The organism is uncultured Pseudophaeobacter sp. (genome assembly GCA_905479575.1).
Taxonomy (GTDB): domain Bacteria; phylum Pseudomonadota; class Alphaproteobacteria; order Rhodobacterales; family Rhodobacteraceae; genus Pseudophaeobacter.
In genome coordinates, this window is sequence record CAJQNB010000084.1 from 1 (window position 1) to 12161 (window position 12161).

Annotated in this window: 15 protein-coding genes; 14 read left to right on the forward strand and 1 reads right to left on the reverse strand. The window is 59.1% G+C overall.

The genetic code is table 11. From position 1 onward, the window contains the following. On the reverse strand, nucleotides 1-464 hold a 464-nt coding region (locus tag QZ268_RS18940; protein WP_295455592.1), incomplete at its 3' end, for an LON peptidase substrate-binding domain-containing protein. Between the two features lie 443 nt (nucleotides 465-907). On the opposite strand from QZ268_RS18940, the gene pcaF reads away from it, so the two are divergent. From pcaF to QZ268_RS19010, 14 genes are all read left to right on the forward strand, one after another. Further along, a complete protein-coding gene (gene pcaF, locus QZ268_RS18945) occupies nucleotides 908-2113 on the forward strand; it encodes a 3-oxoadipyl-CoA thiolase (RefSeq protein WP_295455593.1) in 1206 nt (401 codons plus the stop codon). Nucleotides 2114-2143: 30 nt separating this feature from the next. Beyond that, complete coding sequence (gene paaA, locus QZ268_RS18950; protein WP_295455595.1) at nucleotides 2144-3121, forward strand: 1,2-phenylacetyl-CoA epoxidase subunit PaaA; 978 nt, start codon at nucleotides 2144-2146, stop codon at nucleotides 3119-3121. Continuing rightward, nucleotides 3118-3597 (forward strand): DUF3291 domain-containing protein, encoded by a 480-nt coding sequence (locus QZ268_RS18955; protein WP_295455596.1) that lies wholly within the window; start codon nucleotides 3118-3120, stop codon nucleotides 3595-3597. Before paaA ends, QZ268_RS18955 begins: the two co-directional genes overlap by 4 nt. Before the next feature lie 4 nt (nucleotides 3598-3601). Then, entirely contained in the window at nucleotides 3602-3886 is a 285-nt protein-coding gene (paaB, locus tag QZ268_RS18960; RefSeq protein ID WP_009809578.1) for a 1,2-phenylacetyl-CoA epoxidase subunit PaaB, read from the forward strand. Beyond that, nucleotides 3886-4659, forward strand: a complete 774-nt coding sequence (paaC, locus tag QZ268_RS18965) for a 1,2-phenylacetyl-CoA epoxidase subunit PaaC (RefSeq protein WP_295455599.1) — start codon at nucleotides 3886-3888, stop codon at nucleotides 4657-4659. The genes paaB and paaC overlap by 1 nt, the downstream gene beginning before the upstream one ends. Nucleotides 4660-4806: 147 nt before the next feature. Then, nucleotides 4807-5280 carry a 1,2-phenylacetyl-CoA epoxidase subunit PaaD gene (gene paaD, locus QZ268_RS18970; protein ID WP_295455601.1) on the forward strand — a complete coding sequence of 158 codons (474 nt, stop codon included), beginning with the start codon at nucleotides 4807-4809 and terminating at the stop codon, nucleotides 5278-5280. A gap of 10 nt (nucleotides 5281-5290) precedes the next feature. After that, nucleotides 5291-6364, forward strand: a complete 1074-nt coding sequence (locus QZ268_RS18975) for a 2Fe-2S iron-sulfur cluster-binding protein (RefSeq protein ID WP_295455603.1) — start codon at nucleotides 5291-5293, stop codon at nucleotides 6362-6364. Nucleotides 6365-6388: 24 nt separating this feature from the next. Continuing rightward, nucleotides 6389-7150 carry a Phenylacetic acid catabolic protein gene (locus QZ268_RS18980; RefSeq protein ID WP_295455605.1) on the forward strand — a complete coding sequence of 254 codons (762 nt, stop codon included), beginning with the start codon at nucleotides 6389-6391 and terminating at the stop codon, nucleotides 7148-7150. Nucleotides 7151-7461: 311 nt separating this feature from the next. After that, the gene (locus QZ268_RS18985; RefSeq protein WP_295455607.1) at nucleotides 7462-8325 is read left to right on the forward strand and encodes a branched-chain amino acid aminotransferase; all 864 of its coding nucleotides are present in this window, start codon (nucleotides 7462-7464) and stop codon (nucleotides 8323-8325) included. A gap of 282 nt (nucleotides 8326-8607) precedes the next feature. Further along, on the forward strand, nucleotides 8608-9063 hold the full coding sequence (locus QZ268_RS18990) for a universal stress protein (RefSeq protein ID WP_295455609.1): 456 nt from the start codon (nucleotides 8608-8610) through the stop codon (nucleotides 9061-9063). A gap of 246 nt (nucleotides 9064-9309) precedes the next feature. Next, the gene (locus QZ268_RS18995; protein ID WP_295455611.1) at nucleotides 9310-9873 is read left to right on the forward strand and encodes a NifU family protein; all 564 of its coding nucleotides are present in this window, start codon (nucleotides 9310-9312) and stop codon (nucleotides 9871-9873) included. An 86-nt stretch (nucleotides 9874-9959) separates the two neighbouring features. After that, nucleotides 9960-10556, forward strand: a complete 597-nt coding sequence (tsaB, locus tag QZ268_RS19000; protein WP_295455613.1) for a tRNA (adenosine(37)-N6)-threonylcarbamoyltransferase complex dimerization subunit type 1 TsaB — start codon at nucleotides 9960-9962, stop codon at nucleotides 10554-10556. Then, nucleotides 10549-10974, forward strand: coding sequence for a ribosomal protein S18-alanine N-acetyltransferase (rimI, locus tag QZ268_RS19005; protein WP_295455615.1), 426 nt, complete (start codon nucleotides 10549-10551; stop codon nucleotides 10972-10974). The genes tsaB and rimI overlap by 8 nt, the downstream gene beginning before the upstream one ends. Nucleotides 10975-11145: 171 nt before the next feature. Beyond that, nucleotides 11146-12144, forward strand: coding sequence for a BMP family ABC transporter substrate-binding protein (locus QZ268_RS19010; protein ID WP_295455617.1), 999 nt, complete (start codon nucleotides 11146-11148; stop codon nucleotides 12142-12144). Nucleotides 12145-12161: the final 17 nt, after the last annotated feature.

Consider the following 12161-nt stretch of genomic DNA (forward strand, 5'->3'; position numbering starts at 1 on the left):
CTCACAGCTGTCAGCGCCTCCTCGGGTACGTTTTTCTTAACCTTGGCGTAGCGCGAGAATTCTTCACCTACAGAGCGCAGCAATGCTTCAGTCGTAGTCGCATCGCCTGGCATCTCGGTGAGATACTCGGCCCGCGCTTCAAAGAAGTTGTCGTTCTCAAGGTATTCAGTGATGCGCACACGCGCTTGACCTTCGACCAGCACCTTTACGGTACCATCGGGCAATTTTAGCAGTTGCAGCACATTGGCCAATACACCTGCCTTAAAGATGCCGTCGCTGTCAGGATCATCAATGCCGGGGTCGATCTGGCTCGACAACAGGATCTGCTTATCGTCAGCCATGACTTCCTCAAGGGCGCGCACGGATTTCTCGCGACCTACAAAAAGCGGCACAATCATATGTGGGAAAACGACGATATCGCGCAATGGAAGTACGGGATAGCTCGCGTTCAGAGGCTCTTGCATGCTCAATTCCTTATTTTGGCAAAACGGCTTTTGTCCCTGCTATGAGGCAACGTATGGGCCGCTTCCGGTATGGGTAGGGATGTGGGCACCCTGCCCGCCTGTTTCAATGGTATCCCGCATTTGTTCGGGCGTTTTCCCTAACATGGCGCGATCCCCCACCCTCGGCAACTGTGTATTCAGGAGTCTTTGATGAAATTTTATAATTTGGCGACAATCTGCTGCGTCTTCGCCTCAATCGCTATCAGCATTGGATTAAGCGTATCGTAAAGAAGCCCTTCAAACATCCCTGCCCGTCGATTTGTCAAAAACGTCACCCTCGGCAGCGCCACACTGAAAAAGCGTTACCAAATTTAACATAAACACCCATCGATGTAACATAAGGCTTGATTGGCACGGTCTTACTGCCTAAGATCGGAGTCTGGACATATCACTGGAGTTTATCAATGCCCGACGCTTTCATCTGTGACGCAATCCGCACCCCCATCGGTCGCTACGGTGGCGCACTGTCATCCGTGCGGGCAGACGATTTGGCGGCGGCTCCTATCGCGGCACTTATGGCGCGGAATGCGGGCGTCGATTGGGCACGAATTGATGATGTGGTCATGGGCTGCGCGAACCAAGCGGGCGAAGATAACCGCAACGTGGCGCGTATGGCTGCCCTTTTGGCGGGCCTACCTGTGGATGTACCGGGCATGACTGTAAACCGCCTTTGCGCCTCCGGCCTCGATGCGGTGGGCGCAGCCGCCCGCGCGATCCGTGCAGGTGATATGGACCTCGCAATTGCAGGCGGTGTCGAAAGCATGAGCCGCGCACCCTTTGTGATGCCAAAGGCCGAAACCGCGTTCGGCCGCGCAAATGCTGTATATGATACGACCATCGGCTGGCGCTTTGTGAACAAGAAGATGCAGGCAATGTATGGCACCGACTCGATGCCGCAGACTGCCGACAATGTTGCGAACGATTATGGCATCAGCCGCGAAGACCAGGATGCCTTTGCCGCCCGCAGCCAGGCCCGCTGGGCCGCCGCCCACGAGGCTGGCATCTTTAACGATGAAATCACGCCCGTATCCGTGCCCCAGCGCAAAGGGGATCCGCTGATTGTCGACACCGACGAGCACCCCCGCCCCGGCACCGGCGCCGACAAGCTGGCCAAGCTGAAAGGCGTCAATGGCCCTGACCTGACCGTGACCGCCGGCAATGCCTCTGGCGTCAATGACGGTGCTGCCGCCATCCTGATGGCAAACGAGGCGGCTGCTGTCAAAAACGGCCTAAAGCCAATGGCGCGCATCGTCGGCATGGCCGCCGCCGGGGTAGAGCCCCGCGTCATGGGCATTGGCCCGGTGCCTGCCACCCGCAAAGTGCTGGCCCGCACCGGCCTGACCATTGATCAGATGGATGTGATCGAGCTGAACGAGGCCTTTGCCTCGCAGGGGATCGCGACACTGCGTGAACTGGGCGTCGCCGATGACGCGGCCCATGTGAACCCCAACGGTGGCGCCATTGCCATCGGTCACCCTCTTGGCATGTCCGGCGCCCGTTTGGTGCTGACAGCCGCCTATCAACTGCAACGCACCGGTGGGCGCTATGCGCTGTGCACCATGTGTGTCGGCGTTGGTCAGGGCACCGCCCTGATCCTGGAACGCGTTTAAGCCAGCAACCCAATACGGGAGGAGCAAGTCATGTATGCACAGATGGTACAATCCGAAGCGAGCACCGATGATCCGGAAAAGCTGGCCGCTTTTCAGGCCCGCATTGATGCCGGTGAAAAGATCGAACCAAAGGATTGGATGCCTGCGGGATACCGCAAAACCTTGATCCGCCAGATCGGTCAGCATGCCCATTCGGAAATCGTCGGCCAGCTGCCTGAGGGCAACTGGATCACCCGCGCGCCCACCCTGGAGCGTAAGGCGATCCTCCTGGCCAAGGTACAGGATGAAGCCGGTCACGGTCTCTACCTTTATTGTGCCGCCGAAACCCTGGGGGTGAGCCGCGATGAGCTGACCGAGATGCTGCTGGATGGGCGGATGAAATATTCCTCCATCTTCAACTACCCAACCCTGAACTGGGCCGATATGGGCGCGGTGGGCTGGCTGGTGGATGGCGCTGCCATCATGAACCAGGTGCCATTGCAGCGGACTTCGTTTGGCCCCTATTCCCGCGCCATGATCCGGGTCTGCAAGGAAGAGAGCTTTCACGCGCGTCAGGGGTTTGACGCTATCCGCAAGATGGCAACAGGCACCCCCGCACAAAAGAAGATGGCCCAGGATGCGGTCAATCGCCTGTGGTTCCCGGCGCTGATGATGTTTGGCCCGTCAGATGCGGATTCAGTACATTCGACCCAGTCGATGGCCTGGAAGATCAAGATGAACACCAATGACGAGCTGCGCCAAAAATTTGTCGATCAGACCGTGCCGCAGATCGAATTCCTTGGGCTCGACCTGCCTGACGACGGCATCAAATGGAACGAAGAGCGCGGCCACTATGACTACTCCGACCCCGACTGGTCCGAGTTCTTTGACGTGATCAAGGGCAATGGCCCCTGTAACACCGATCGGCTGGCGGCCCGCAACAAGGCTTGGAAAGACGGCCAATGGGTGCGGGATGGCCTGCTGGCCCATGCCCGCAAGAAAGCCGCGGCCAAGGTTGCCGCAGAATGAAACACCTGGCTGAAATCAATATCGCCCGGTTGAAACACGATTCTGATGATCAGCGTGTTGCGCCCTTCATGAACGCTTTGGACAAGATAAACGGCATTGCTGAACGTTCCGACGGGTTTCAATGGCGCTATACCGATGTCAGCGGCAATGCCACTGACACGCTGGTGATGAATGACCCACGCGTCATCGTGAATGTTTCGACCTGGGACCGGGTGGAAAACCTGGAGACATTTGTCTGGGGCACCATCCATCGGCAGTTTTACCAACGCCGCGACGAATGGTTCAACATGCTGGATTCCATGCATTTTGCCATGTGGTGGGTAGACCCCGGAACAACCCTCAGTGTTGAGGAAGCCATGGGTCGGCTTGCCCATCTCGATGCCCATGGCAACAGTGATCACGCCTTTGGCTGGTCACATCTCCCCCAAGCCACGCGCTGGCGCAGCGCACAATGCAGCACCGTAGCAGCGGAGTAATCACATGAAAAACGAATGGCCCCTCTGGGAAATCTTTATCCGTGGTCAGCATGGCATGAGTCACCGTCACGTCGGCTCCTTGCATGCGCCGGACGCAGAAATGGCAATCAAAAACGCCCGCGACGTCTACACCCGCCGCAATGAGGGCGTGTCGATCTGGGTGGTCGAAGCCAACCATATCGCCGCCTCCTCGCCCAGCGACAAAGGCCCGCTCTATGAGCCTTCTGAAAGCAAGGTCTATCGTCATCCGACCTTCTTTGACATTCCCGACGAAGTGGGGGCGATGTAATGGCGGCCCCTCTCACAGATAATGAGGCCCTGTTTCAGTTCCTGCTGCGCATGGGCGACAATACCCTGATCCTGGGACACCGTGTCAGCGAATGGTGTGGCCACGCGCCGGTGCTGGAAGAAGATATTGCCCTGGCAAATACCGCGCTGGATCTGATTGGTCAGACCCAGATGTGGCTGGGTCTCGCCGGTGAGGTTCAGGGCGAGGGCAAATCCGCTGACGATCTGGCGTTTCTGCGCGATGTCTGGGATTTCCGCAACCTGCTGCTGGTTGAAGTCCCAAACGAGGATTTTGGCCGCACCCTGATGCGCCAGTTCCTGTTTGACGCCTGGCATTCGATCCAGCTGGGGCATCTGATGAAATCCTCGGATGACCGCATTGCCGCGATCGCTGCCAAGACCAGCAAAGAGGTGACCTATCACCTGGAACGCTCCGCCGATACGATTGTGGGCCTGGGCGACGGCACGGCGCAAAGCCATGATTTCATGCAGACAGCGCTGGATTATCTTTGGCCCTATGTCGGCGAGATGTTCACCTCTGATCCGGTCGATGCTGCCATGGTCAAGGCTGGTATCGCCCCGGATCCGGCCTCGCTGCGCGCCGATTATGACGTGCTGATCAAGCGGGTTCTGACAGAGGCGACCCTGACCATTCCGGACAGCGACTTTGCCCACAAGGGTGGCCGCACCGGCGCCATGCATACCGAGCACCTGGGCCATCTGTTGACCCATATGCAATGGCTGCAACGGGCCTATCCCGGCGCCAGCTGGTAAGTCTGAAAGCAATAATCTGAGGGCAGCTCCCGACCTCGGGTCGGGGGAACCCCCTCCCCTTTGCCAGAGACACATCTCTGGTTTGACGGGGAGGGCCGGGGCTGCCCAGCCTATCGTCCGGGCAAGCGTGCCAAAGAGGATAACCGCATGAGCCAAGTTACTACTCAGCCAAGCGTGGACCAGATCTGGGAATGGCTCGACGCTGTGCCCGATCCGGAAATTCCAGTGATCAGCCTGGTGGATCTGGGCATCATTCGCGGCGTGGAATGGCAGGGGGACACCCTAGTGGTCTCGGTCACGCCCACCTATTCCGGCTGCCCCGCCACCGCGATCATCAACCTGGATATTGAGACAGCACTGCGCGATCACGGCCTGGATAAGATCCAGCTCAAGACCCAGATCGCGCCGCCCTGGACCACCGATTGGATGTCTGAGAAGGGCCGCGCCAAACTGGAGGAATTTGGCATTGCCCCACCGCAGGCCGCCGGTGGCCCCGAACGCTGCCCCAATTGCCAAAGCAAGAATGTCACCCGTGTGAGCCAGTTTGGCTCCACCCCCTGTAAGGCTCACTGGCGCTGCCAGGACTGTCTTGAACCCTTTGATTATTTCAAGTGCATCTGAGGAGAGCTCCATGGCGCGCTTCCACCAACTCGAAGTTACCGATGTCCGCAAAACCATCCGCGATGCGGTTGTGGTTTCCCTGAAGCCCGTCAATGGCGCGGCTGCGGAGTTTGATTTCACCCAAGGGCAGTACCTGACCTTCCGTCGCGATTTTGATGGCGAAGAGCTGCGCCGCAGCTATTCGATCTGTGCCGGCAAGGGCGATGGCATGTTGCAGGTGGGCATCAAACGGGTCGATGGCGGAGCCTTCTCCACCTGGGCCAATACCGAGCTGCAACCCGGTGACATGCTGGATGCAATGCCCCCCATGGGCAGCTTTTTCACCCCACTGGATGCCGCAACAGCAAAAAACTATCTGGGTTTTGCCGGCGGTTCCGGCGTCACCCCGGTTCTGTCGATCCTCAAGACCACCCTGGAGGCAGAGCCCGAGTCGACCTTTACGCTGGTCTATGCCAACAAAGGCGTCAACACGATCATGTTCCGCGAGGAGCTGGAAGATCTGAAAAACATCTATATGGGCCGCTTCAACGTGATCCATATCCTGGAATCCGACGCCCAGGAAATCGACCTGTTCACTGGCCTGGTCACCCAGGAAAAATGCGCCCAGCTGTTTGAACACTGGATTGATATCAAATCCGTAGACACCGCCTTTATCTGCGGACCAGAGCCAATGATGCTGGGCATCGCTGCCGCCCTGCGCAACGCGGGGCTGGAGGATGCGCAGATCAAATTCGAACTGTTCGCCAGTGCCCAGCCCGGGCGCGCCAAACGCAAACAAGGCGCCGCAGATGCCGCCAGTGCCGGCAATCAGGCCACCGCAGCGATCACCCTGGATGGCTCGACCCAGACGGTGCAGATGGGCAAGGACATGACCATCCTGGACGCCGCTTTGGAAAACGCCATGGATGCGCCCTATGCCTGCAAGGCCGGGGTCTGCTCCACCTGTCGCTGCAAGGTGATCGAGGGCGAAGTGGAGATGGTCGCCAATCACGCCCTTGAGGACTACGAGGTCGAAAAAGGCTATGTCCTGTCCTGTCAGGCCTTTCCGGTGACCGACAGGGTTGTTGTCGATTACGATCAGTAACGCGTTTAAAAGGAAGGCTATTTCATGACCGAGGACATGAGCATCAAAAGCTATCTCGCCCAGGGAGGCATGTTGAGCAATCCCGCCAATGTGCCACCGCGCTACCGCGCCGCCCTGCTGAAACTGATGGCCACCTTTGTCGACAGCGAACTGGCGGGTGCCGCTGGTTTTGCCGAGATCATCAACGAAGGCCCCGGCATCAAGGCCCGTATTGCCGCTGCCAAAATCGTGCTGGAGAAGAGCGACAACGCCGATCGCGTGCTGCGGATCATGGGGGAATTTGGCGCCGATACTGAACGCTATGCAGATCACCACCCCTGGACCGCGCGCCTGGGGCGCGATGCTGATATCGGCCAACAGCGCTCGGACCATGACATGCGGCTGGCAGTGTTCAACTACCCGTTGGAAGGTTGGGCGGATGCAGTGGTGATGAACCTGTTGATGGGCAGGGCCGTCGCCGTACAGCTGGCTGAATTCTCGCTGATCTCCTATCAGCCCCTGGCCGAAGTGTTTCGCGCTCTTGCTCCGATCGAAGCCCGCCATGCGGAATTGGCGGAGGAAGGTCTGGAACGGCTTATAGAAGATTCCGGCAAGGGCGATTTACAGGCCTCGGTTGACTACTGGTGGCCACGTGTTGCCGTCAGCTTTGGCAGTGAAGACTCAGCCAAGTTTGAAGAGCTGAAGGCTCTGGGCCTGCGTCGCACCCCCAACGGCGAGCTCAAAACCCGCTGGCAGGCAGAAGCAGGCGCCAAACTGGCAAGACTGGGCCTGACACAGCCCTCCTGACATGCAGCCTCACTTGCGGCAGCTCACAGGTGGGACAGCTCACTTGGCGCAGCGTCGGCTGCCGCGAGAGGAGCAGAGCCAAATGCTCCCGCCAGGGGACATGGTGCATCACAGATGCCCCGCCCCTGTTGGGCCCCGCGCGCCTGTCGGCGCGCGGTTTCGCTTGGGGCACGGTACCCGCCAGCGCCTCTCAGGGCCTGGCGCAATTATCGAATAAATGTGAGCAAGCGCGAAGGCTGCCCGACAAAAAGGTCTGGCCCTATGACCCTTTTCCTCCTAGATTCGCAGCACATGAAACGCAGGGGGACATCATGGCTGCAGGCACAAATATTCGCACCTATTTTCAAGGTCGCTGGCATGATGGCAATATTGCCCTGCTGAAAGCGGCAGACCACGCGATGTGGTTGGGGTCTTCCGTGTTTGACGGCGCCCGGTTCTTTGAGGGCATGACCCCCGATCTGGACCTGCATTGCGCCCGCACCAATGCCTCGGCTGAGGCCTTGATGATGCGCCCCACGGTGAAAACCGCTGAAATGGTCGACATCGCGCTGGAAGGCCTGAAAGGTTTTGCCCCTGGATCTGCGGTCTATATCCGCCCAATGTATTGGGCCACCGACGGCGATCCGACGACTATTGCCCCAGCGCCAGAGAGCACTGAATTTGCCCTCTGCCTGGAAGAAATCCCCATGGCACCGGCAGAGGCCAGCGCAACCCTGACACGCACCCGGTTTCGCCGCCCGGTGATGGAGAATGCGGTTGTCAATGCAAAGGCCGGATGCCTGTATCCCAACAATGCGCGGATGCTGCGCGAGGCCCGCAGCAAAGGTTTCAGCAATGCGCTGGCGCTGGACGCGATGGGCAATGTGGCAGAAACGGCAACGGCCAACCTCTTTATGGTGCGCGACGGAGAGGTCTTTACCCCGATCCCAAACGGGACTTTCTTGGCCGGAATCACCCGGGCGCGCCATATCGCCAACCTGCGTGCGGATGGGGTCACCGTACATGAAACCGTGCTGAGCGTGCAGGATTTTGAAGCCGCCGACGAGGTCTTCATGTCGGGCAACATGAGCAAAGTGACCCCCGTTACCGGTTTTGAAGCATGCACTTACCAGATTGGGCCAGTCACAAAACGCGTTCGGGAGCTGTATTGGGACTGGGCCTCGAGCCAGTCGTAACCTGCCTCTCCTGCGCCCCGGTGCAACCTGCCCGAAATCAGTCGGCCGAAATCAACCGCCTGTTACTAATGGCCCTCAAAGGCCACTCTGATCTCGTTTAGGGAGCGCGCCGCGCCAGCGGCGCCAGGCCCAACTGTGAGTGGGATCGCAGATCACATGGAACAGGCGGGAGCACGCCCTTTGCAGGCCAAGGCAACAGGGCTCGGCTGCAACTGTGCCATTTCTATTGTTGCGCGCGCACTATTGCGTCATGATCCTTGGTGGAGCAACCAGAGGCCACACATGCGCAAATTCCTAGTTGTACTAGACGACAGCCGTGAATGTCTGAATGCAATGCGATTTGCCGCGATGCGCGCGGCAAAAACCGGCGGCGGTGTCGCCATTCTTTCGGTCATCCCACCGGATGAATTTAATCATTGGATTGGCGTCGGCGAAGTCATGCGGGAAGAAGCCCGCGAACGTATCCATGCCCATTTTGAAGTTTTTGCAAAATGGATGCGGGATCGCCAAGGGGTCGATCCGGAACTGATCATTCGCGAAGGCAAGGCCGTGCCCGAGATAATGGCCCAGATCGAAGCGGATGCAGAGATTGGCGTCTTGGTTCTGGGCGCAGGCGATGATCGAAAGGGCCCTGGCCCGCTGGTCAGCCAGCTGAGCAAATCTTCCGGCAACCTGCCTGTGCCAATCACAATTGTGCCCGGAGATCTGTCCAAGGAACGCCTGGATGCCATTACCTGACGGTGACAAACGGTCCAAGATCCGGGCCAGCTTGTACGGCAAAGGCAGAACGAAGGGTTTCCCAGCCTGGCGCTGGCTGTGCAGAGACGCCAAGCCAGACGGCCTAGGGAACGCTGCGAAACAAAGACCTGCAAGACACCCGCAAAAGGGATTGCACTACCCGGCGATCCAATTTAGAATTATTCTAAACCTTGACTTGATGCCCCTTCGGGCGCATATCCCTCAGACGCTTTTTGGAGGCCCGAGATGTTCATTCAGACTGAATCCACACCGAACCCGGCAACGCTGAAATTCCTGCCAGGGCAGACTGTTCTGGACGCTGGGACTGCTGATTTCCCCAGTGCCGATTCGGCCGGAAGCTCGCCGCTGGCCAGCCGCATTTTTGCAGTCTCTGGCGTCGCTGGTGTTTTCTTTGGCAATGATTTTGTCACCGTCACCAAATCAGAAACAACCGAGTGGGACCACATAAAGCCTGCCATTCTTGGCGCCATTATGGAGCACTATCAGTCTGGTCAGCCCATCGTCAGTGCTGGCGAGGAACAGGCCTCGGGCCATGCGGAACACAGCGGTGAAAACAGTGAGATTGTCGACCAGATCAAAGATCTGCTGGACAGCCGTGTACGCCCTGCGGTGGCGCAAGATGGTGGCGACATCACCTTCCACGGCTTTGACCGTGGAGTTGTCTACCTGCATATGCAGGGGGCCTGTGCTGGCTGCCCCTCTTCGACTCTGACTCTGAAGATGGGGATCGAAAACCTGCTGCGCCACTATATCCCGGAAGTCACCGAAGTTCGCCCCGTCGCGGTCTGACCCGACCTGACGCCGCCACCCTCCGCCGTGCCAGCTGCCCGACACCGGCGGGTGTGGTGGCGAGACGCTGTTAAAGTGGAGACCTGATGAATACCCCTCCTCTGGTTTTAGGTTTTGACACCTCGGCCGCGCATTGCGCGGCCGCATTGCTGCGTGGCGATCGCCTGTTGGCGGAACGGTTTGAAGTACACAGCCGTGGACAGGCAGAACGGCTGATGCCGCTTCTCGAAGAAACCCTGGCAGAGGCAGGACTGACCTGGTCCGAACTGGATGCCATTGGGGTTGGTATTGGGCCGGGGAATTTTACCGGCATACGGATTGCCGTGGCCGCAGCCCGGGGGCTGTCCCTGGGGCTTGACGTTCCAGCAGTTGGGATTGATGGGTTTGACGCCCGCGAAAAACACGGAGCTTTGGCCGCCGTTCCCGCGCCCCGCGCGCAGGTTTATGCCAGCCTTGACGGGCAAGCGCCGCGTCTGATGCCCGAGAGTGAGGCCAGCGATGCCGCGCGCAGCGCCGGGCTAATCTTTGCGCCTGAGGCCTCTCCGGTGGATTTGGCACAGCGCATCGCAGAACTGGCGGGCAAGCGCTACCTGGACAGCCCTGCCCCCCCTGCGCCGCTGTATCTGCGTGCGGCGGACGCCGCCCCGGCACGAGACCTGCCACCGCAATTGATAGATGGGTAACGCCCCCTCCCCAATGGTTCTGGCGCAAATTCATGCCGCCGCCTTCACCCAATCTCGCCCCTGGTCACAAGACGAGTTCACCGCTCTTCTGGACAGCCCGCTGTGCTTTGCCTGCGGCGATGGCCGCAGCTTTGCCCTGGTGCGTGTTATCGCCGATGAGGCCGAATTGTTGACCATCGCCACCGATCCCGCCTGTCAACGCCAAGGCCTGGCCCGCGCCCTGATGCAAGACTGGCAGACGCAGGCCCGGTTACGGGGCGCAAAGACCTGTTTTTTGGAAGTTGCAGCAGACAATGACGCCGCCATTGGCCTGTATCTGTCACAAGGATTCGCCCGCTGCGGCTGCCGACGCGGCTACTATGCCCGTAAAAACGCCGCATCCGTCGATGCAATCGTCATGCAAAAAGAGTTACCTTAGGCAACCTGCACGGAATTCGTGCCAATGGGGCAAAAAGCGGTTGACCCCCTCCCCGGCCAAAGGGCTAAATTGCCACACCTATTAATAACAATCCCTGCTGGGCCAAGGTGATCCCTTTTGGCGGATCATGTCTGACCAAAGCGCGGAAAAACAAAAACCGGGAGTATCCTAATGACGCTGATGAAATCCCTGATGGGCGCCGCAGCCACGCTCGCCCTTTCTGCTGGTGCGGCCCTGGCCGAGCCTGCGCTGATCTTTGACCTGGGCGGCAAATTCGACAAGAGCTTCAATGAGGCTGCCTTTGGCGGAGCCCAACGCTGGGCCGAAGAAACCGGCGGTACCTTCCGCGAGATCGAACTGCAATCCGAAGCCCAGCGTGAGCAGGCCCTGCGCCGTTTTGCTGAAGCCGGTGCCAACCCCATCGTCACCATGGGTTTTGCCATGGCTGATCCGCTTAGCTCGGTTGCGCCCGACTATCCCGATACCAAATTTGTTGTGATCGACGTCACCTGGCTGGACGCGCCAAATATCCGTCAGGTTGGCTTTGCCGAGCACGAGGGCTCTTACCTGGTTGGCATGATGGCGGCGATGGCCTCCAAATCCGACACCGTCGGTTTTGTCGGCGGTATGGACGTGCCACTGATCCGTCACTTTGGCTGCGGCTATGCCCAGGGCGTCAAAGCGGTGAACCCTGATGCAACGGTCATCGCCAATATGACCGGCACCACGCCTTCGGCCTGGAATGACCCGGTAAAAGGCTCTGAGCTGACCAAAGCCCAGATCAGCCAGGGTGCTGATGTGGTCTATGCCGCAGCAGGCGGCACCGGCGTTGGTGTGCTGCAAACCGCAGCCGACGAAGGCATCCTGTCGATCGGCGTCGACAGCAACCAGAACCACCTGCACCCGGGCAAAGTCCTGACCTCGATGCTGAAACGCGTTGATGTTGCGGTCTATGACGCCATGTCGGCAGGCGACGCGGTCGAAGCCGGTGTGTTCTCCATGGGGCTGGCCGAAGAAGGTGTTGGCTATGCGCTTGATGACAACAACGCCGCCCTGGTCACCGATGACATGAAAGCGGCAGTCGATAAGGCCCGCCAACAGATCATCGACGGCGAGATCGAAGTTGTCTCTTACTATGCGGATAACAGCTGCCCGGCGCTGAAGTTCTAAACAGAAAGTCCCAGGCC

Bases quoted from the DNA above. Each gene is read 5' to 3' on its own strand.
- pcaF (WP_295455593.1), top strand. From the start codon at position 908: ATGCCCGACGCTTTCATCTGTGACGCAATCCGCACCCCCATCGGTCGC.
- paaA (WP_295455595.1), top strand. From the start codon at position 2,144: ATGTATGCACAGATGGTACAATCCGAAGCGAGCACCGATGATCCGGAA.
- QZ268_RS18955 (WP_295455596.1), top strand. From the start codon at position 3,118: ATGAAACACCTGGCTGAAATCAATATCGCCCGGTTGAAACACGATTCT.
- paaB (WP_009809578.1), top strand. From the start codon at position 3,602: ATGAAAAACGAATGGCCCCTCTGGGAAATCTTTATCCGTGGTCAGCAT.
- paaC (WP_295455599.1), top strand. From the start codon at position 3,886: ATGGCGGCCCCTCTCACAGATAATGAGGCCCTGTTTCAGTTCCTGCTG.
- paaD (WP_295455601.1), top strand. From the start codon at position 4,807: ATGAGCCAAGTTACTACTCAGCCAAGCGTGGACCAGATCTGGGAATGG.
- QZ268_RS18975 (WP_295455603.1), top strand. From the start codon at position 5,291: ATGGCGCGCTTCCACCAACTCGAAGTTACCGATGTCCGCAAAACCATC.
- QZ268_RS18980 (WP_295455605.1), top strand. From the start codon at position 6,389: ATGACCGAGGACATGAGCATCAAAAGCTATCTCGCCCAGGGAGGCATG.
- QZ268_RS18985 (WP_295455607.1), top strand. From the start codon at position 7,462: ATGGCTGCAGGCACAAATATTCGCACCTATTTTCAAGGTCGCTGGCAT.
- QZ268_RS18990 (WP_295455609.1), top strand. From the start codon at position 8,608: ATGCGCAAATTCCTAGTTGTACTAGACGACAGCCGTGAATGTCTGAAT.
- QZ268_RS18995 (WP_295455611.1), top strand. From the start codon at position 9,310: ATGTTCATTCAGACTGAATCCACACCGAACCCGGCAACGCTGAAATTC.
- tsaB (WP_295455613.1), top strand. From the start codon at position 9,960: ATGAATACCCCTCCTCTGGTTTTAGGTTTTGACACCTCGGCCGCGCAT.
- rimI (WP_295455615.1), top strand. From the start codon at position 10,549: ATGGGTAACGCCCCCTCCCCAATGGTTCTGGCGCAAATTCATGCCGCC.
- QZ268_RS19010 (WP_295455617.1), top strand. From the start codon at position 11,146: ATGACGCTGATGAAATCCCTGATGGGCGCCGCAGCCACGCTCGCCCTT.